The organism is Alloacidobacterium dinghuense (assembly GCF_014274465.1).
GTDB classification, from domain to species: domain Bacteria; phylum Acidobacteriota; class Terriglobia; order Terriglobales; family Acidobacteriaceae; genus Alloacidobacterium; species Alloacidobacterium dinghuense.
On the sequence record NZ_CP060394.1, the window covers coordinates 6146110 to 6166516 of the forward strand.

Below are 20407 nucleotides of genomic sequence, written 5' to 3' on the forward strand. Positions count from 1 at the left end.
TCTTATGAACCAGGGGGTTCTTATGCCGAACACCATAGGCGTGCTCCTTTTATTTGCAGTTGTGTTTGTCGGCGGAATCTTGTGGGCAACACGCGGTCACTGCGCTGATGCCGAAGGAATGGGAGACGTAACCGGCCATCCGGGAAAAATGTCGTAGCTGAATCTCACTCTAGACGGATCGACCTGGCGTTGAAAGATCGTTGCGCAATCTCCAACCTGTTCAAAGAGAGATACTTGGGCTTGAGCTGTGCTTGCGGGTAAAATCAAGCCAAGGCTCATCCATGATCCTGGCGATATAGCTGGCATTGAGGCTCTGATCGCAGAAGCGCAGGGAATGAATACAACGACAAGTGAGATCCGGCACCTGGAATCGGAAACGCTTCCATCAAGCGCACCCGGCATACAAGAGAACGATGAAGTATCCGTCCTGGAGATCCTCATCGTCCTAGCCCGTCGAAAGTGGCTGATTCTTAAATTCACCGTGGGCTTTGGCGTGCTGGCTCTGGTCGTTTCGCTGCTGCTGCCGAAAAAGTACACCGCCATCACAACCGTGATGCCTCCCCAGCAAAATTCATCTCTTACTTCTGCTCTGATGTCCCAAGTGGGAGGCAGTCTCGGGTCGCTGACTGCGCTGGCCGGCTCCAGCATAGGCCTGAAAAATCCTAACGACATGTATGTCGCGATGTTCAAGAGCCGTACGGTAGAAGACGCTATGATCCAGCGGTTTGGGCTGATGGATGAATATCATGAGAAATATATGTCGACAACCCGGAAGGCCTTTGAAAGTCATGCCACCGTGGAAGCGACCACCAAGGATAACTTAATTCACATTTCAGTCGAAGACAGAAATGCCAAACGCGCCGCAGAAATGGCGAATGCTTACGTGGAGGAATACCGCAGACTTTCTCAGCACCTCGCGATTGGCGAAGCGGCGCAGCGCCGTCTGTTTTTCGAGCAACAACTGGAGCAGGCAAAGAATAACCTCGCTGATGCCGAGGAAGCACTGAAGGAAACTGAGCAGAAGACCGGTATGATCCAGTTGGACAGCCAGGCTCGGGCGCTGATCGAGTCTGCCGTTACGCTGCGTGCACAAATCGCGGCCAAGGAAGTTCAACTGCAGAGCATAAAGACCTATGCTACGAGTGAGAATTCCGATGTCATACAGACACAGCAGGAGTTGGATAGCCTGCGAACTCAACTGGCCAAGCTCGGTGGCAACGTCGATGACAGTGCCGGTCTGATCATTCCCAAGGGACAGATGACCCAAGGGGGCATCGAATACGTTCGCCGGTACCGCGATGTTAAGTACTACGAGACGATCTTCGAGATACTGGCTCGACAGTTCGAATTGGCCAAGCTGGATGAAGCGAAAGAGGGAGCACTGATCCAAGTCGTAGACCTCGCCATTGTTCCCGACTATAAGTCGTTTCCCAAGCGCGGCATCATCACCATCGTCGCAGCAGCTGTCGGATTGATCATCGGTATATTTGCGGCATTTTTCCGCGAAAGCATGGAGCGGCTGGAGCAGGACCCCGAACAAAGCGAGCGCCTTAGAATCTTACGCAAACTCATCTGGGCCAGGAAGACCGCCTGAGAATGACAAATAAAAAAGATTCGATCCTGGTAACAGGCGGAGCCGGTTTTATCGGCTCCAACTTCGTTCTAACGTGGCTCAAGGAAAGCGGTTCTCCCGTCATCAATCTCGACAGCCTTACCTACGCGGGTAATCGCAATAATCTGAAGTCGCTCGATCGCGATCCGCGCCACATCTTTGTTCACGGAGACATCGCCGACAACGCTTTGGTGGGCGGTCTTCTGCGCGAGCACAGGCCGAAAGCCATCGTTCATTTTGCCGCTGAAAGCCATGTAGATCGGTCCATCGTTGGCCCCGATGCCTTTATCCAGACCAATGTCTTCGGAACGTTCTCTCTTCTGCAGACCGCGCGGGCCTTTTACGCAGAACTCAGCGAGGAAGAGCAAGAGACGTTTCGCTTTCTGCATGTTTCTACGGACGAGGTCTACGGCTCGCTCGGCCCCGACGATCCGGCATTCTCAGAAGCGACCGCCTATGCGCCGAACAGTCCCTACGCCGCTTCCAAGGCCGCATCCGATCATCTCGTTCGCGCATACTTCCACACCTACGGCTTGCCCGTTCTCACCACCAACTGCTCAAACAACTACGGCCCGTATCAGTTCCCGGAAAAGCTCATTCCCCTCATGATCCTCAACAGTTTTGAAGGAAAACCTCTGCCGGTCTATGGCGATGGCAAGAACGTTCGCGACTGGCTCTTTGTGGAGGATCATTGCTCTGCCATTCGCGCGGTGCTGGATCGTGGCAGGCTGGGCGAGACGTACAACATCGGCGGATCGAGCGAGCGGACAAACATCGATGTGGTCACCACAATTTGTGATCTGCTCGACGAGCTCGCTCCCAGCAAAACGATTGGCTCGCGAAGGAACCTGATCTCCTACGTAAAGGATCGCCCCGGCCACGACCGTCGCTACGCCATCGATGCCCGCAAGATCAAACAGGAACTGGGATGGGAGCCGGCAGAACGCTTCGAGTCAGGGATTCGCAAAACCGTGGAGTGGTATCTTGCCCATCAGGAATGGGTGGAAAATGTGCGCTCCGGGGCTTACCACCGCTGGATTGAAACGAACTACGCGGAGCGTGTCGCGCAATGAAGGGAATTGTCCTTGCTGGAGGCTCTGGGACGCGCCTCTATCCGGTCACGCATGTGATTTCAAAGCAGCTGCTTCCTGTCTACGACAAGCCAATGATCTATTACCCGCTGACGACGCTCATGCTTGCCGGAATTCGGGAAATTCTGATCATCTCTACGCCGCAGGACACCTCACGCTTCGCAGAATTATTAGGGGATGGAACACAATGGGGACTTCGGCTTTCCTACGCCGTCCAGGCAAGCCCCGACGGACTGGCGCAGGCCTTCATCATCGGCAAGGATTTTATTGGGAACGACCCATGTGCGCTGGTTCTCGGAGACAACATCTTTTACGGCCAGTCGCTCTCGGCGCAGCTGGTTAAAGCTGCGAGTAAGACGAAAGGCGCAACAGTCTTCGCCTATCCTGTCCACGACCCAGAACGCTATGGCGTCGTCGAGTTCGATAAGCAGGGACGCGCTATCAGCCTCGAAGAAAAGCCAAAGGCTCCAAAATCGCGTTATGCCGTAACCGGTCTCTATTTCTATGACAATGATGTGGCGAGTCTCGCGGCTGCGCTCAAGCCTTCTCCGCGCGGCGAACTCGAAATTACGGACCTGAATCGTTGCTACCTTGAGCACGGCATGCTAGACGTGGAGCTGATGAGCCGTGGCATGGCGTGGCTCGATACCGGAACCCACGATTCGCTCTTCGAGGCAGGACTCTTTATTCAGACCATTGAGCGGCGGCAGGGCCTGAAAATCGCTTGCCCGGAAGAGATTGCATTTCGCTCCGGCTACATCACCTCTCAACAACTTGAAGCGCTCGCGCAACCGGTGCGCAAGAGCGGATACGGACAATATCTTCTGTCTCTCCTGAATGAACCCAATTTCCCATCCGACGGCATGTGAAGAATGAATGTAATCAAGACTGCATTACCTGGGGTTCTGATTTTAGAGCCGAAGATATATAAGGACACGCGCGGCGCCTTCTGCGAGACATACAACGAGCGCCTGATGGAACAAGCCGGACTCCCGACTCGCTGGGTGCAGGACAATTTTTCTCTGTCGAGGAAGAATGTCATCCGTGGCATTCACTATCAGGTGAACAACACACAAGGAAAGCTCGTCCGTGTCACGCACGGTTCGGTCTGGGACATGGCCATTGATCTTCGCCGCAGCTCAGCGACATTTGGCCAGCACGTGGGCGTCGAACTCTCCGGCGAAAACTGCCGCATGCTCTGGATCCCGGAAGGATTCGGTCATGGATTTGCCGTCCTGTCCGAAGTTGCCGGGTTCGCATACAAGGTCACCGGATATTACTCGCCTGCCGATGAGCGAACATTGCTGTGGAATGATCCAGAGATCGCGGTCCCGTGGCCGGTTTCTCAGCAAGAGGCAATCGTCTCCGAAAAGGATCAGCAGGGTCTTGCATGGCAACAGGCCGAGCTATTCACGTGAATCAGAAGCCAGTCATCCTGATCGTCGGCGCAAGCGGCCAGGTTGGCACGGAGCTGCAGCGCAGCTTCGCCGATGCCGGTGACGTCACGGCATGGGAACGCAGCGTTGCGGATCTTTTCCATCCCGAAACTCTGCGGTCGCTCATCCGCCAACTTCGCCCCGCACTTATTCTCAATGCCGCAGCATACACAGCCGTAGATCGTGCAGAGTCAGAGGTGGATCAGGCGATGACAATCAATGCCGATGCTCCGCGTGTACTCGCCGAAGAAGCTGCGAGGCTTGACGCGACTCTCGTCCACTATTCAACCGACTACGTCTTCGACGGGTCGAAAAAATCTCCCTGGGTAGAGAACGACAAGCCAAATCCTCTGAACGTGTACGGACGAACCAAGTTAGCCGGCGAACGCGCCATTCAGGAAGTGGGTGGCAAATACCTCATATTCCGCACCAGCTGGGTCTATGGACCGCACGGTCAGAACTTTCTGCGCACCATGCTGCGCCTCGGCCGCGAACGCGACCAGTTAAAGATTGTCAATGATCAGTTCGGCGCGCCGACTTCTTCGTTAGTCATCGCGAATGCAACCCGCGCAGCATGGGACAAGACGCTGACCATCACGCCTGAATATGGTGTCTATCACCTTACATGCGCCGGTGAGACAACGTGGTACGGCTTTGCGCAAGAGATCTTCACCCAGCATCAGAAACGAACCGGAGAGAAAATCCCGCAGCTCACGCCAATTCCCTCAAGCGAGTACCCAACACCGGCAACGCGGCCCGTGAACTCTGTGCTCTCCAACGAAAAGCTGCAATCCACTTTCGGAATTACTTTGCCCGACTGGCGATTGGCCCTCGCCAAGGTCATGGGAAAATAGTCCCTCGATAAGCTGATGGATTTGTAACGGTTACACCAGTTCCTGCACTATTCCGGCGTATGAGCCAACTTGCTGAGCAGTTTGACGAGCCGGTCGAGATGCAGCTTCGCATTCAACGCACTGCCGAGCCAGGCGTCATCATGGCTATTGCCTGGGAGGGCGGCTACATGACACCAGGTCAGGGCTGGATCACAAAGTTTGTGCAGTGGGTGGACCTGCGCAGACAGTTGCTGGAAATGGTCAATATCCCCCGAAAGACGCTCGACCGCGCTGAAAAGCGTTTCTCCGAAGGCCATATTTTCGACATGGACATGATCACCCGCGCTTCACAGCTGCAGCAGATGGGCTTTCAGCGTCAAACGGCTTAGCTGCCCAACTAGCTGGCTTTCTTCAGCTGTGGGACCTTCATTCGCCGCGGCGCGAACTGCTTGTATTCAGCACGCAACGCCGCTTCGCTCACCGGCTTTTCGTGGAGAAGCAACTCCGTAGCCTGCAACTCGGCATTCGCGTGGAACCATTCCTTCGTCTTGTCTTCGTCCAGCAGATTCAGAATCGCCAGCAACGACATGCCCTGATGATGCGCCATCCACTCGCGCACCGGTTGCGGCTCGCGTGTCGACTGCATGTAGTCGATCGCCTCATAGAATCCAAACGCGCCAACCCATCCATGCCCTGACATCCGCCGCAGATTGCGCAGAGCTTCCTTGGAATCAACACTCAGTGCGAGAAACGTCGAGTACGGCGAGACCACCGGCCCCGCCGTCGCGTCCCATTTCATCGCGATCTGCGGAATGCCGAACGCCTGGTAATGATAGTGCCCATCGTCGGTCCTCGCCGCATATCCGCACTCGGAAATGCCCCACGGAATACGGTGTTCGCGCGCATAAGCGCGTTGCACCTGAACAGCCGCAGCCAGTGTGCGCGAAACCAGCGTGTCGGGATAGCTCCGCATCCACACGGCCGGCATCAGATACTCGAACATCGTGCCGGTCCACGAGATCAGCAGATTGCGCCCGAAGGCCATCGTGTGCGTGCGCCCCATCTTGAACCATACCTGTTGCGGAACATCCCCCTTGGCAACCGCTACGAACGCGGCAATACGCGCTTCTGAAGCCAGAAGATCGTAACAGGCGGGGTGCAGCTTCATCGGTTCAAGATCGTAGCCAATTGAGAGCAGCATGCGTCCCTTTTGCAGCAGGAACGTAAAGTCCATCTCGTCGACGAAGCGATACACCTCGTCGGAAAGCACACGCAGGCTTTTTGCCAAACCCGCAAGTTGCTGCTTCGCGCGCGGCAGCATTGAGCGAAGCTGTTCGCTCAGGAAGACATTCGCATCATCCTCGCCGGTAGCCCAGGCACGCGAGAGCCGGGAATCGAGCTGACTCGCAAACTCCGCCGCCGTATCAAGCGGCGGGAACATCGTCTCCTCGCGCAGGCCAATCTGCGGAACCGCACGGAGCGGCTTGAATTCCGGCAGCAGCCACGGCATAAACTCCCGCACAATCGTTGTCAGAGCTGACACGCGCTTGCGGACTTCATCAGCCCACCAGGCGCCTTCGCCCTCCGTCTCCTCAATTTCACTCAGCAGAGTGTCTTCATGCTCCAGCAGCCATTCAATCCACGTGTCGAAATCAGCCTTCTTATCAGGTAGAGCGACCGCACCCCGTTTGGCAAGTTCCGGAATATGTAACTTCAACAGTTGCCAATACGTCGTAAGCCCGGCGAAATGCCTCTCTGATAAAAGCGAATCGCGCAACAAGAACAGCGCGCCCATTCGCAGCGTATACAGTGAAGCCGCCAGGTTGCCGCTGTCCACCGATGACACCGAACCCGGCCTCATTGGCTCGAGCGTCTGCGTGTTGTACCAATTGAAGAGATGCCCGCGCAATTTGTCCATGCGCGCGATCGTGGCAAAGCTCGCATGTGTAAGTTCGGTAAATTCCGGAACGGTAAGGAAACCGAACTCGCACGCGGCCTGCCGCGCGTTCAACAGAAGCCCCAGATTTGTGGGAGACACGCGCGCCGCCTCGAATAATCCGTCTTCCTCAACATTATCGGGAATGAGGTAATTGTGAGACTCGCCGCCGAACTGATAAAAGTAACGCCAGATGCGAGCCGCATGCTGTCGTAGAAATGCGTCTTCATCTGCCGAAAGATGCTGCCGCTGCTCGCGTGGCGCATGGTTAAGCCAGAGAGTAATGCTCCCCGAAAATCCCCAGAGTAGCAACACCGGCGCCGCCACGGCAAGCGATTTGGGATCGAGCGCAAGGATAATGACCGCGAGGATGATCGCCGACAGTGGAATGATGGCGAGGTAGCGATCGACCGGGGTGATGCGCCGCGTAGAGTCTTCCGCCTCCGCCGCCGTCTCCCACTCCAGCAGTCGCTGCCCGGTGATAAATCGCCGCACCAGCGAGCGAGTAATCGCATCAATCGCCAGCATCGTCTGGTGGGGAAGAAACGTCAGGTTCAGGAAGGTGATAAAAGCAGATTGCAGAAAGCCGGCAAAGGCTTCCCGCATCGCGCCTTGTTGTTCGCTGGCAAGCGCGCGACCTGTGCTGAAAACCAATTGCACAAACGTCGGCAAAAACATCAGCACCAGCGTAGCCATCGTCCAGTAAAGTGCGCCGCCCGGAAGGCCCAACCATCCGGCGACGAGAAGGATCATCGTCAGCGGTTCTACCAACGAACGGCGCAGGTTATCGAAGATCTTCCAGCGCGAAATCATCGAGATGGGGTTGCGCACATAGCGGCCGGACTCATCCGGAACGCGCGCAAGGAGCCACTGCACAATCTGCCAGTCACCGCGCACCCAGCGATGTTTGCGGCGCGTGTAAGCCGAGTAATGTGATGGATAATCGTCGATCACCTCGATGTCCGTGGCCAGCCCGGCGCGCGCGTACGCTCCTTCAATCAGGTCATGGCTCAGCAGGGAATTATGGGGAAAACGACGGTCGAGCACGGCATGCAGCGTCGCCACTTCATAAATTCCCTTACCCGTAAAAATGCCCTCGCCGTAAAGGTCCTGGTAGGTATCAGAAATCGCTCGCGTGTAGATATCGAAACCGGTTTGCCCGGAATAGATTGCAGCCAGTCTCGATTGCGCTGCGGAATGCACGCTTACACCGACGCGCGGCTGCAAAATGCCATAGCCCTCGGTAACGATGCGTTTTTCGGGATCGATAATCGCTCGATTCAGCGGATGAGCCATCGCGCCGATCATCGAATTGGCGGAGCCGCGGGGCAGTTGCGTATCTGAATCCAGAGTAATGATGTAGCAGACGTCCTTCAGTACATCAAGATTGCCGACCTTGACGGGGAAGGCATCGAAATCTCCGACAAGCAGCTTATTCAAATCAAGCAGCTTTCCTCGCTTTCGCTCCCATCCCATCCAAACGCCCTGGCGGGCATTAAAAAGACGATGGCGATGCAGCAGGAAGAACGTCCCGTTTTTCGGAGACGCATAACGCCGATTCAGATCGTTGACCAGTTGAACCGCAAGATCAACAACCGGGTCCGTATCGTTCTCGCGCGGACGCGTGATCGAATCCGGCAGATCCGTGAGCAAAGCAAAGTGAAGATTCGGATCGGGGTTGGCGAGAAAGCGTACCTCCAGCTCCTGCACCAACTCTTGCGTCTGCTTCTCATTGATGAGCAGCGTTGGCACAACCACCAGGGTCGTGTATCCAGCGGGAATGTGGTCGCTGAAATCGAGCTTGGGCAGCGCGCGTGCCTTGAAGAGCGAGGTGACGATATTGCTCACCAGGTCTGAGGCAAATTGCGTGACCGGCAGCAGCATGAGAAGGAACGCGATGGTAAGACCGCCGAAGATCGCGTAGTTGGGGATCAGCGGCAGAAGAATCACCGCGATCAGCAAAACGGTGAGGATTTCAATCGAACCGATGTAGAAATCATCCGCGTTGCGTTGGATCGTGATGCGCAGGCGATCGATCAGGCGAGGCCTATACCCGACACGCCTGCTAAGGTCCTCTGCCCCCTTATCCACCAGGTAATAGCCAATGTGCATGCGGCGTGCTCGCATCCGCTCGTCGGCGAATTGCTCGCCAGCGGCCTGTCGGGCCATCTCCAAAGCGGCTGTTGCAACTTGTGACTCCGAGCCCTCCGCGTGGCGCGCAATCTCCGCAACGCGCTTGCGATACTGCTCGCGGCTCTCAAAATCCATGCGCGGATAGGTGCCCGATGGATCCTTCTGCAACGTAGCCTCAAACGCCACCAGCTCTTCAATCAGCGAAGCCCAGGCAGCATATCCCACATCGCGCACCGTCTTGATGCGTGTGCGTAGCAACTCGGCGGGCTCGGCGCCCGTCGATCCCGGCGCATGCAAGCGCGCATTTGCCTGCGCCAGAATCCACTCCAGCAACTGGAATTTAAGCATCGTGGGCACCACCCACAGCTCCTGCAGTTCCAGCGGGTCCGATTCCTGCGCAGCATGAAGGAATGCATGAAAGGCTTCTGGCGACCAGATCGAATTCGCAGCATCGAAGTAGGCCGCTGCAAGCGCGGCCGCGCGCGTCTCCTCGCCCCTATTCGGCAACACGATGCGCGGCAGGCGTTCCACCTTGCGGCGAATCGAATACGCCTCCAGCACAACCGCACGCAACAGCCGCGGATTCTCACGAATCTCCAGCAATGGCTCGGCGTCCGCAAATTGCTTCGCATCGACACCTTCCAACTCAGTGGCAAGCATGTCGAGCGCGTCACGCGTGGCCTGCACTCGCTGCTCAAAGCCGCTCGGCCCCTTCGGCAGATGCGTTACCTGCCAGCCTGAAGAAGCGGCCTGCGCGATTGCGCGCAGCCGCTCGGCAGGAATCTGCGGCTCTTTTGCCGTTTGCTGAACGTCGATGGGGGTTTGATCTGTCATGAACCTGCCTTACTTTACCGATAACTGGCTGCTTGCATCTCGAACATCTCCGCATACCGTCCATCCAGCGCAATAAGCTGCTGGTGATTGCCTTCTTCCACCAGCCTGCCGCCTTCGAGCACTACAATGCGGTCTGCCATGCGTACAGTTGAAAAACGATGCGAAATCAACAGCGCCATCTTGCCCTCCGTCAGTTCCGCAAAACGCTCAAAAACTTCAAGCTCGCTCTTCGCATCCAGCGCCGCTGTGGGCTCGTCCAGAATCAGCAGCTGCGCATCGCGCAGGTAAGCGCGCGCCAGTGCGATCTTCTGCCACTCGCCGCCTGAGAGATCGACTCCGCCTTCAAAGCGCCGCCCCAGCGTTTGATCATAGCCGTGTTGCAGCTTGGCGACGACGCCCGCAGCAAGGCTCTTCTCCGCAGCGCTTTCAATCTCTGCCTCGGTATGCGGAAGCTCGACGCGGCCGATCGCAATATTTTCCCGTGCCGTCATCTCATAGCGCATAAAGTCCTGAAAGATGACGCCAATCTCCTGGTGAAGATCTTCGAGCGAATATTCGCGCAGGTCGATGCCATCGAGAAGAATCTCACCTTCGGTCGGATCATAAAGCCGTGTAATGAGCTTGACGACCGTTGTCTTGCCTTGCCCGTTCTCGCCAATCAGGGCAATGCGCTCACCCGGACGCAGCGTGAAATTGAAGTTCTTTAGCACCTTCCGTTCCGTGCCCGGATAGGCAAAGGAAACATTGTGGAACTCAAATCCCAGCCGCACGGGCCGCGGCGCCGGAAGCGCATGCGGCTTTGACTGCACCATCGGCTTCATCTCAAAGAAAGCAATCAGATCCGTCAGGAACAGAGCCTGATCCGCTATGCCGGACGCGGTCGAGAAGACCTGCTGCAGGTTCGAACTGGCCTGCACAATCGCATTGGTGATGAAGTAAAACGTTCCGATGTTGTAATACCCATGCACCGCGCGCCAGATCACATACGCATAGGAGCCATAATAGCCGAGGGTCCCCAGAATGCCGAGCAGTCCGCCGCCAATCAGCTTCTTGCGCGAGAGCGCTATGTTCTCTTTGTAGATCTGCTCCGAAAGACCGGCAAAGCGGCTCGTCAGATACTCATTCAGATTAAAGAGTTTCAGTTCCTTCGCAGCTTCTTTGCTCCCACCCACCTGCCGCAGATAATCCATTAACCGTTTCGCCGGGGTCTGATGAAAGTTCTTCGCATATCCCAGAAAAGCAAAATGCGTCTCGCCCAGAAATGAGGGGATGATGCCGAGGGCAAGCAGCACCATCAGCCAGGGCGAGTAGTAGAGCAGCGTTATGGTGAAAACCAGGGTCGTGATGATCTGCTGGAAGAGCCGTCCCATCTGCTGAATCAGAACCAGCCGGTCCGTTGCCTGGACCCGTGCGCGTTCCAGCCTGTCGTAGTAAACCGGGTCTTCGTATGTCGTCAGATCAAGCTGCGCTGCCTGCCGCATGACCTCGATGCTCACGTGGTGGCTGTAGCGGTCAGCCAGCAGGGAATCGAAGTAGTCGATAGTCCGCGTCAGGATTCCTGTCAGAACAGCCAGTCCGACTTCCAGCGCGACAATCCACCAGAAGTGATCCGGCAGACCTTGATGCCGCAAAACATGCTCGACGCCGTTGATGATCCAGGCCGCTACCTTGGCAATCGCCCATGGCATCATGGCGACAAAAACGCGCAGAATCAGCCCCCACGCCACTACTTGCGGCCCGGATTCCCAAAGAATCTTCAGGACCGGCGGCACGTTTTTCAGCGCACGAATGCGGTCGCCCCATGCATTCTGCGGGCTTGCGTTTTGGCTTTGGCTCATGGGTCAGATACACCACCCCATCCGCGCAAGGCATCCGCCATCATGCGAACCGTCCGAGGTGAGTATCTTGTTCAGATGCAAGCTCCTCTGCCTATGTTGTTTACGGCTCTCCGCAGATGGCACATTTGTTGGCCACTTTTAGTCTCGCTAAGTCCTTGTTTTTGCGGCTTATTCATGGGAAATTCGCCCAATTGTAACAATTCACTGGGAATCTAGAGCAGGACTGGCTACGCCCCATCGCTGAAGACATTGCAGTTTGCCACTTACAGGCATTGCACTACGTGTGTCCTCGGCCATGGGGTGGTTCGTATGCACAATCCTCGCATTAAGTCTTGCAAATACAAAGAGATAGAAGAACCCGTTGTTAAAGAGAGGTCAAATGAAAACGAATTTGAAAGCGCTGGCGAGTTTCGTGCTGGCATCGGCCGTGGTCGCCGGATACGCACAAACCGCCACCACCCCGACGGTGCACGCGGCCAAAAAGAAGGCCGCTCCCGCCAAGCCTTCGGTGGAATCGCAGATTGAAGCGCTTCGCGACCAGATGAATTCACAGAATTCGCAGATCCAGGTGTTGAAGCAGCAGCTTTCTGACCGCGATTCGCAACTACGGCAGGCACAAGATGCCGCCTCCCAAGCACAGGCCGCAGCTGCCCAGGCGCAACAGGCCGCTCAGGCCCAGCAGGCAGCAATCGGTGAAAACACCCAGGCCGTTGCCAGTCTGCAGGGATCGGTTACCGATCTGAAGACCAACACCCAGTCCATCGTGACCACGGTGCAGGACCAGCAGGCTCAGGTCAAGAAGCAGATCGAGAACCCCGACGCGATTCACTTCAAGGGAATTACGCTTTCGCCAACGGGCAGCTTTATTGAAGCTGCGACCGTTTACCGCAACCGTGCTCTGGCCTCCGATATCAACACGCCGTTCAGTTCGATTCCGTATGCAGGCGCTGACAATGCCAACATTTCCGAGTTCTACGGAACTGGCCGCCAGTCCCGTATCGCCCTTCAGGCTGAAGGCAAGCTGGACGACTGGACGCTGCGTGGCTACTGGGAAGCTGACTGGCTCGGCACCGGCGTGACCTCGAACAACAACGAAAGCAACAGCTATGTGTTGCGTCAGCGCCAGCTCTGGGCTGAGGCAGAATCCAGGAGTGGCTGGGTCTTCACTGCCGGTCAGCAGTGGAGTCTCGCGACTGAGGACAGGGTTGGAATTGTCAACACGACCGAAGTCCTGCCGCAAACCATCGACGCAGCGTATAACGCCGGCTTCGTATGGGAACGTCAGTACGGCGCTCGCATCGTCAAGAATTTCCATGACGGACTCTGGGCTGGTATCTCGGTCGAAAATCCGCAGACCCTCACCCCAAGCTGCGCGGGGACCGGAACCAAATCTGATGGTACAACGCCGCTGACCTGCCCCAACAACTACCTGATCGGAGCCACCGGCACCAATGGCGGTCTCTACAATGGTGCGGGACAGCCGGGTGCGTCTTCTTCGTCTCCGGTTACAACCTACTCCTACAACCTGGCCCCCGATATGATCGCCAAAGTCGTCTACGAGAATCCGAAGTTCGGCCACTATGAACTCTTTGGCATTGCCCGGTTCTTCCGTGATCGCGTTTATCCGAACTCTACCTCGACGACAGTTCCCACCGGAACAGGCGCCTACAATGACGCGACCGTCGGCGGCGGTATCGGCGGCAGCGCATATGTCCCGGCGACCAAGTATTTCCATGTTGGTCTCAGCGGACTGTACGGCGATGGCACCAACCGCTACGGCGCCAGTCAGCTGCCTGACGCGACCATCCGTCCTTCGGGCCAACTCGCTCTGCTGCACGGCTACTCTGCCCTCAGCACGGTGGTCTTCCACGCCTCGCCTCGCCTGGATGTCTACTTTAACGGCGGCATCGACGGCAGCTTCCGGAATTACTTCCAGGATCAGAACGGCTACATTGGCTATGGCCTTTATGGCACGCAGGACAAAGGCTGCGGCATCGAGGTCGCTCCCGGAACTGCCCCGCAGGTCGGCTATCAGCCGTCAGCTCCTGCCAATTGCGGCAGCCCCACCAAGAACGAGCAGGAGTACACTCTCGGCTACTGGTATGACTTCTACCGTGGACCGAAGGGTCGCTTCCGTCAGGGCATTCAGTACAGCTACATCGGACGCTATGGCTGGTCCGGTGCAAATGGCACTCCGAAGGGCAACGAAAACGAGCTCTACACCTCGTTCCGTTACTTCCTGCCGTAAGCTGCCGGATGGCAACAACTCGAAGGGCATCCAGCAATGGATGCCCTTTTTATTTCCAGCAAAAAAGCGCCGCTACGGAAGAGCCGCAGCGGCGCGCCAGTTCTATACAACGGAAGATCATACCGCCGTGCTTTTTCTTTGACCAGTTGTCGTCACGAATGCCCTTTGCTGGTACAACAAATCCGGATTTTCTTTCAGTGATGGTCTAATAGTCCATGCTCATTTCAGCACGTCGAAACCTTCTGAGCTTCCTTGTCCTCACTCTCTGGCTTGCGTCGAGTGGATGCAACTCCCAAACAGCAGCCCCGCCGCAACCCCAAAGCAGCAATAGCAATAGCAACATCGATCTGCCGGCAGTCTCTTCGCGCCTGCATCAGATCGCCGACAGCGGCAACCTCGCCGACCTGCACTGGCCCAATTTCACCGACTATCGCCTGCATTTTGTGCACATCTACGAGGCGTCAAACTTCGCTCCCGTCTGGCTCAATAGCGGCAAGCCGACGCCGCAGGCCCTCGCCGTCATCCAGGCGCTCCAGGCCAGCAAGCAAAAAGGGTTGAACCCGGATGATTACGACGCGTCGCGCTGGACCGATCGCCTGCAATCACTCAACGGCTCGCCCACACCCGACACGCTGGCGCGCTTCGACGCCGCACTTACTGTAGGCGTAATGCGCTACATCTCCGACCTGCACATCGGCCGCGTAAATCCGAAGCACTTCAATTTCGGCATCGATATTGAGCAGAAGAAGTATGATCTTCCGCAATTTGTAACAACCAAAGTGATAAACGCGGCAAACGTGCAGAGCGTACTCGACGGAGTCGAGCCTCCCTACGACGGTTACCGGCACACCGAAGATGCTTTGCATCACTACATGCAGCTGGCCGATCAGGGCGATGGTCCTGCCGTGCCTGATGTCACAAAGACAATATCCCCGGGCGATGCTTACCCCGGCGTCAGTCAACTCGTGCAGCGTCTCCATCTCTTCGGCGACCTTCGCGCCGATACGCCGGTCGACGCCAATTCGCCCACCTATTCCGGATCCATGGTCGACGGCGTCAAGACCTTCCAGTCGCGCCATGGCCTCGCCGTGACCGGCAAGATCGATAAGGACACGATTCGCCAGCTCAACACGCCGCTCGCCTTCCGCGTCAGCCAGTTGCAGGATGCGCTGGAGCGCTGGCGCTGGCTGCCGCCGCAGTTTCCGCAGCCTCCGATTGTGGCGAACATTCCCGAATTCATCGTGCGCGCCTACGGTCCGAATCAGAAGGTAGCCTTCGCCAGCAACGTGGTTGTGGGCAAAGCGCTCCGTACTCAGACGCCAGTCTTTGCCAACACGATGAAATACATCGTCTTCCGCCCCTACTGGAATGTCCCGACAGGTATCGTGCGCGGGGAAATCATTCCTGGCATCACCCGCGATCGCAGCTACATCAGCAAGAAGAATTTCGAGGTCACCGATTTCAACGGTAAGGTCATCACCGATGGCCCCGTCAGCGACGAAGTCCTCGCCCAGCTTCGCGCCGGGAAGCTGACGGTTCGCCAGAAACCAGGGCCAACGAACTCGCTCGGGCTGATCAAGCTCATGTTCCCGAATGAGTACAACGTTTATCTGCACAGCACGCCCGCCCAACAACTCTTCTCGCAGTCGCGCCGCGATTTCAGCCACGGATGCGTGCGTGTCGAAAAACCGGCGGAACTCGCAGCCTACGTCCTGCGCAACCAGCCGCCGTGGACGCTCGAAAAAGTGCAACAAGCCATGCAATCAGGCCCGGACAATCAGCAGGTCAACCTGACGACGCCCGTCCCAGTGCTTATTCTGTATGTGACGGCAGTCGTCGAAGAGGACGGTACCGTACACTTCTTCAACGACATCTACGGCTACGACAAGACGCTTGAAGCCGTATTGGCGAAGGGCCAACCCTACCCCGGCTAAAGGATGAAAAGCGCCTCACCCTCAATGGACGAGGCGCTGTCATCCTGACCCTGAACGCAGTGAAGGGAAGGATCTGCTTTTCTAGACAGGGGCACGAAAATGGCGCGCCCCATCCTTTCGCGCAATTGGGAAAGGGTGGGAGAGCATAATTTATATTGCCTCCGAGGCCAAATGGCGCAATAATAAAGCCAGGTGGCCATCATGTCCGTAGCTGAAATTGCCGAAGTCCTCGGCGGCAACAAGACCTTCAAGCACGCAGTCAGGAATTCTGACGACTTGGCCACATCCATCCGTGCTGGTTTGCCAGCGACCATCATCTCCGTGTTGGCTGAGAGGCTGACGTTGCACCGGCTCGACGTGGCGAAGCATCTGGGGATTCCGCCGCGGACGCTGACGCGGAGATTGTCCCGGCACGCCCGCCTCACCGTCGACGAGTCGGACCGCGCCGCCCGCATGGCAAGAATCATTGCCCTGGCGACGGAAGTCCTCGGAGCAAATGAGAAGGCAGCCTCATGGCTGCGCACCCCAAATCGCGCCCTGGGAGGCAGGCAGCCGATCGATGAGATTGCAACCGATCCCGGTTACAGATCTGTCGAAGAGGTGCTCTACGCCATCGCGTACGGTATGTACAGCTAATGCAGGTCTGGAGACTCTGCAGCCAGAAATATCTCTCAAGTGCATTTTCCGGCATAGGCGGAATGTATGCCTCCCGCAGGTGGAACGAGAAAGGCAATCTCATCGTTTACACGGCGACTTCTCGCGCGCTGGCGGCAATGGAGTATTTCGTGAACCTGGAGCCGAATCAGGCCCCAAATGATCTGACGATGCTCGAAGCCCATGTGCCGGACGCAGAGGTGGAACAACTGGATCTCAGTCTGTTGCCAAGAAACTGGTTCGAAATCGACAATCGCGAGTGCCAGAAAATTGGTACCGCATGGCTGAAGAGTCGACGGTCCGTGGGCCTGAAAGTTCCTTCTGTCCCAATTCGAGGAGATTGGAACGTCCTGCTCAATCCGTCCCACCCAGATTTCAAGCAGGTGTCAATCACATCGCAGGAACCGTTCTTCTACGACGAACGCATGTTCAGGAAACGCTAGGGTAGAAGCACGAGTCCTTATGCGGTGATTATCGCGGTTGCAACGGGCTTTAACTCTGGGATTGGCCTTTTACCAGCGCCGCACACGCCCTACATCGACATGCACAAAATCTGACGAGGCATAATACCCAACGCCGCCGCGCTGCATCGAGAGGGCTGCGTCGCGCACCTGCGCGGTGGGAACACCGGGTATGCGGATGTCAATGGCCTTGGCTTCCATGTGCTGGCTGTGCAGGGCGACGCCGTGGCCGTGCTCGCGCAGATAGTTGTTGCTCCAAGGCGTGCGGTAGCCGCAGACGATATCGATCTCACCGTTCGGATGACCGAGCCGCGCCATCAGGTCGTGCAGAAGGTCGAATTCCTTTACGTCGTAGTCTTTTTCGTCGCCTGTGCGATGGTCGCGCAGAAAGCGATCGAGCTCCGCGACTGCATCCGGCAGGTATTGATTGCCGATCCGATAGACCACGTCGATCCGCTCGCCGGTGTGCAGATGGTAGAGACGGAGGCGGTATTGTTCCGGATTGACGGAACCGTCACCGCTCGCGGCGTGCATCGAGGAACCGGCAAAAAGTGTCAGGCCGGCGACAACACCGGCGCAAAGGAAATTCTTCAATCGCATCTTGCAAATACCAGCCTTCATTATACGTTCTTAAATGAAAGAAAACGCCGCCGATTTGGCTCAGAAAGCCCCCATCCCGTCCTGGTTCGTGCCCGCCTGCAAACCCTTGTCCAGCCCTGGAACGGCAAAATAATGAGCTAGATATCTTTGACAGAGGTCGGAGTAGACCTTGGTCCTGCGAAAGCAGGACGACGGTAGAAGAGCGTGGCTTCAGCCCCGCGTTAGGATCCACAAAGAAAGGGCTTCAGCCCGGGACTGTCTGCTTGCTTTTCCTTTGTCAAGGGGGTGATCAGCAAAATAATTCGTAACGGTCCCAATATAGCTGACGCATCAAAATCGAACTGAGTGAACAGTAAGTTATAGAATCTGAGCGACTTATACTTTTGACAGCACGTTCATTCGGTAAGTGGTATTTGCTTGAAACGCAATAGTTTAGCCTAATCTGATGCGTCAAATATATTGATCCCTTCGTAACTTATTGAAACGAAGGCTCTAATTCTTGCCTGAATTTGGCGTGTTATTTTGCTAGTGCCGCGAATTATATCGTGCGAGGAAACTCTTGAAACAAGGCGAATAATAGGCGAATATAAGTACCATAAGGGGAACTCTTGATACCCCTAGATGCTGCGCTTGCATAGAATTTTGTACAAAATGCTGCATCTTACTGGTAATGTTTCGTCAAATCCTTATGGAATGGTTTCCATAGGTTTGCCAAGGAGGAAGACCTCCATCCCCCGAGCAGTAGCGACCCTCACCACGTCGCTAAGGAGGTTGATATGAGAAAAGAGAAAAAAATGACCGAATTGGTCATTTACATCAGTAAGAAATTGTCAAATGACAAATATTTTGGGCAAGTAAAACTAAATAAGGTGATTTTCTTCTCCGATTTCACGGCTTATGGGCGTTTAGGGCATACGATCACCGGGGCAGACTATCAGCATTTGGGCGAAGGCCCAGCTGCTCGCTCAATCGTCCCTATTCAGAGGAGGATGCAGCAAGCGGGAATCCTCGTAATTGAGCCGAGGTCGCTTTATGCGTATACCCAAGATAGGCCCGTTTCATTGCGCGATCCCGATCTAAGTTGCTTTACGGGTGAAGAGGTAGCCATAGTGGATGCCTGGATAGACAGACTTCGGCCCATGACAGCCAAGCAGGCCAGCAATCTCTCGCATGACACATTTGGTTGGAGGAGCACGAAGAACGGCGAAACGATCGATCCACGTTCAGTGTTTATTTCATGGCGAAAGCCAAGTGCAGCCGATATCGAACGAGGTCAAGAGCTAGCGAAGGAACACGGTCTATTGGTCTAGAAACGACACGTGAGACAGATTCGCTGGGAACACATTACAGAAGACCAGATCAGGGCCATCGGATGCGGTTTCCAGCGTTTCGATGAAATGATGCTCGTCTTGGAAGAGGTGCTTTGCAAGCACCCCGAGTGCTTTCACGTAATCGATGGAACAAGGTTGAGCGTTTGTTTCACAAATGACTTTTGCGGAGAATCATTCGCTGATATTCCGGCACTCAGAATGTACTTCTATTACGACCAATACAACATCTACATCACGGCGGTTGATGTTGGCCCAGAGTACGACAAGGAGATTTCTTAACTCAGTATCATGAAAACACCACCAAACAGCCCCGAATTCGCAAGATTTACGAACATATCGCGGTTGCTGCGATGCAATAGTGAAGAAGCGTTCCACAGAATACGCCGCATTCACGAATCTCGTGGACCGTGTTCTATCGGTTCCATGCAAAGAGATGGATGCAACGACGCGAAAGAGAATAGCGCAAGCAGGTAGACGAATTGCCTAAGTGATTGAAAACACTAGACTCAACTTAACCTCTTTGAAATCATGGGCATAGCGGGGGATGATCCCCGCTAAAGTATTGAAAACAAAGAAAGCATCCGCAGATAGGGGAGGGGGTGGAAGGGCTTAGAGCCCCCGGTACGAACCACCATCCACCAGCAGCGTCTGTCCGGTAATCGAAGCAGCTGGCGCCGAAGCAAGCCACACGATGGCTGCAGCAACCTCTTCGGGAGTAGCCATGCGCCGGACAGGAATGTCCTGCATCAGGTCATGCTCCGCCTGTTCGAATGAAATACCTTTGGCGGCTGCGCGCTTCTCGAGGATTTCCACGGATCGGTCTGTCGAGGTGAATCCAGGACCAACGTTGTTGACGGTGATTCCCTCCGGGCCAAACTGCCCTGCCAGCGAGCGCACCAGCCCCATCACTCCAGCCCGGATGGAGTTCGAGAGCACCAGCTCCGGCACCGGCTGCTTGACGGTATACGATGTCAAGGTGACGATGCGTCCCCACTTCTGCTGCTGCATGTAGGGCAGCACCGCCTGCGCGAAAGAGACGATGCTGCGCAGGTTAAGCTGCCAGGCACGCTCCCACTCCTCCATCGTCGTCGAAAGAAACGGTTTGGCGGGTGGGCCCCCGGCATTGGTCACGCAGACATCCACGCGCCCAAGTTTTTGATGAGCAGCCTGCACAAAGCTGCGCACAGCGCTGTCATCGCTCACGTCGAAAGCAACGGTGAAGGTTTGAATACCGAAGCGCTCAGCGGCCTCACGAGCCACAGCTTCCAGCGGGCCTTGCTGGCGGGCGCAAAGCGCAAGATGCGCGCCTTCAGCGGCGAATGCGAGCGCGGTAGCTTTGCCGATCCCCTGGCTGGACGCGGCGACGATAGCGACACGGTTCTTCAGACCTGTTTCCATGGCAATGGCTCCATAGTATCCGAGGATTGGATAAGATTGGGTCGCCGCCATTCTAAAGGAGGATTTTG

General features: G+C 56.0%; 17 protein-coding genes. 13 read left to right on the forward strand and 4 right to left on the reverse strand.

Annotated elements, in window-relative coordinates; translation table 11 throughout:
• The first annotated feature begins 22 nt into the window (after nt 1–22).
• From H7849_RS27175 to H7849_RS25875, 7 genes are all read left to right on the forward strand, one after another.
• Entirely contained in the window at nt 23–157 is a 135-nt protein-coding gene (locus H7849_RS27175; protein ID WP_285288919.1) for a hypothetical protein, read from the forward strand.
• 177 nt (nt 158–334) lie between these two features.
• Entirely contained in the window at nt 335–1594 is a 1260-nt protein-coding gene (locus H7849_RS25850; protein WP_186743315.1) for a GumC family protein, read from the forward strand.
• 2 nt (nt 1595–1596) lie between these two features.
• Nucleotides 1597–2685 (forward strand): dTDP-glucose 4,6-dehydratase, encoded by a 1089-nt coding sequence (gene rfbB / locus H7849_RS25855; protein ID WP_186743316.1) that lies wholly within the window; start codon nt 1597–1599, stop codon nt 2683–2685.
• Nucleotides 2682–3572 carry a glucose-1-phosphate thymidylyltransferase RfbA gene (gene rfbA, locus H7849_RS25860; protein WP_186743317.1) on the forward strand — a complete coding sequence of 297 codons (891 nt, stop codon included), beginning with the start codon at nt 2682–2684 and terminating at the stop codon, nt 3570–3572. The genes rfbB and rfbA overlap by 4 nt, the downstream gene beginning before the upstream one ends.
• 3 nt (nt 3573–3575) lie before the next feature.
• Complete coding sequence (gene rfbC, locus H7849_RS25865; protein WP_186743318.1) at nt 3576–4121, forward strand: dTDP-4-dehydrorhamnose 3,5-epimerase; 546 nt, start codon at nt 3576–3578, stop codon at nt 4119–4121.
• Nucleotides 4094–4993, forward strand: coding sequence for a dTDP-4-dehydrorhamnose reductase (gene rfbD, locus H7849_RS25870; RefSeq protein ID WP_186743319.1), 900 nt, complete (start codon nt 4094–4096; stop codon nt 4991–4993). The genes rfbC and rfbD overlap by 28 nt, the downstream gene beginning before the upstream one ends.
• 59 nt (nt 4994–5052) lie before the next feature.
• Nucleotides 5053–5361 carry a hypothetical protein gene (locus H7849_RS25875; RefSeq protein ID WP_186743320.1) on the forward strand — a complete coding sequence of 103 codons (309 nt, stop codon included), beginning with the start codon at nt 5053–5055 and terminating at the stop codon, nt 5359–5361.
• 8 nt (nt 5362–5369) lie between these two features.
• Here H7849_RS25875 and H7849_RS25880 read toward each other — a convergent pair whose 3' ends face one another.
• The gene (locus tag H7849_RS25880; RefSeq protein ID WP_186743321.1) at nt 5370–9875 is read right to left on the reverse strand and encodes a glucoamylase family protein; all 4506 of its coding nucleotides are present in this window, start codon (nt 9873–9875) and stop codon (nt 5370–5372) included.
• Nucleotides 9876–9889: 14 nt separating this feature from the next.
• Nucleotides 9890–11713 carry an ABC transporter ATP-binding protein gene (locus H7849_RS25885; protein ID WP_186743322.1) on the reverse strand — a complete coding sequence of 608 codons (1824 nt, stop codon included), beginning with the start codon at nt 11711–11713 and terminating at the stop codon, nt 9890–9892.
• Nucleotides 11714–12092: 379 nt separating this feature from the next.
• Between H7849_RS25885 and H7849_RS25890 the strand changes: the two genes are divergently transcribed.
• The 4 genes from H7849_RS25890 to H7849_RS25905 all read left to right on the forward strand — a co-directional run bounded on the left by H7849_RS25890 (nt 12093) and on the right by H7849_RS25905 (nt 16992).
• Nucleotides 12093–13961 (forward strand): hypothetical protein, encoded by a 1869-nt coding sequence (locus H7849_RS25890; protein ID WP_186743323.1) that lies wholly within the window; start codon nt 12093–12095, stop codon nt 13959–13961.
• A 215-nt stretch (nt 13962–14176) separates the two neighbouring features.
• Complete coding sequence (locus tag H7849_RS25895; RefSeq protein WP_186743324.1) at nt 14177–15895, forward strand: L,D-transpeptidase family protein; 1719 nt, start codon at nt 14177–14179, stop codon at nt 15893–15895.
• A gap of 201 nt (nt 15896–16096) precedes the next feature.
• A complete protein-coding gene (locus H7849_RS25900; protein WP_186743325.1) occupies nt 16097–16531 on the forward strand; it encodes an Xre family toxin-antitoxin system antitoxin in 435 nt (144 codons plus the stop codon).
• Nucleotides 16531–16992 (forward strand): RES family NAD+ phosphorylase, encoded by a 462-nt coding sequence (locus tag H7849_RS25905; protein ID WP_186743326.1) that lies wholly within the window; start codon nt 16531–16533, stop codon nt 16990–16992. Before H7849_RS25900 ends, H7849_RS25905 begins: the two co-directional genes overlap by 1 nt.
• Nucleotides 16993–17061: 69 nt before the next feature.
• Here H7849_RS25905 and H7849_RS25910 read toward each other — a convergent pair whose 3' ends face one another.
• Nucleotides 17062–17610 (reverse strand): YcbK family protein, encoded by a 549-nt coding sequence (locus tag H7849_RS25910; protein WP_186743327.1) that lies wholly within the window; start codon nt 17608–17610, stop codon nt 17062–17064.
• Between the two features lie 776 nt (nt 17611–18386).
• Between H7849_RS25910 and H7849_RS25915 the strand changes: the two genes are divergently transcribed.
• A complete protein-coding gene (locus tag H7849_RS25915) occupies nt 18387–18920 on the forward strand; it encodes a Panacea domain-containing protein (protein ID WP_186743328.1) in 534 nt (177 codons plus the stop codon).
• Between the two features lie 9 nt (nt 18921–18929).
• A complete protein-coding gene (locus H7849_RS25920; RefSeq protein WP_186743329.1) occupies nt 18930–19220 on the forward strand; it encodes a hypothetical protein in 291 nt (96 codons plus the stop codon).
• Between the two features lie 330 nt (nt 19221–19550).
• Here H7849_RS25920 and H7849_RS25925 read toward each other — a convergent pair whose 3' ends face one another.
• Entirely contained in the window at nt 19551–20339 is a 789-nt protein-coding gene (locus H7849_RS25925; protein ID WP_186743330.1) for an SDR family oxidoreductase, read from the reverse strand.
• Between the last annotated feature and the right edge of the window lie 68 nt (nt 20340–20407).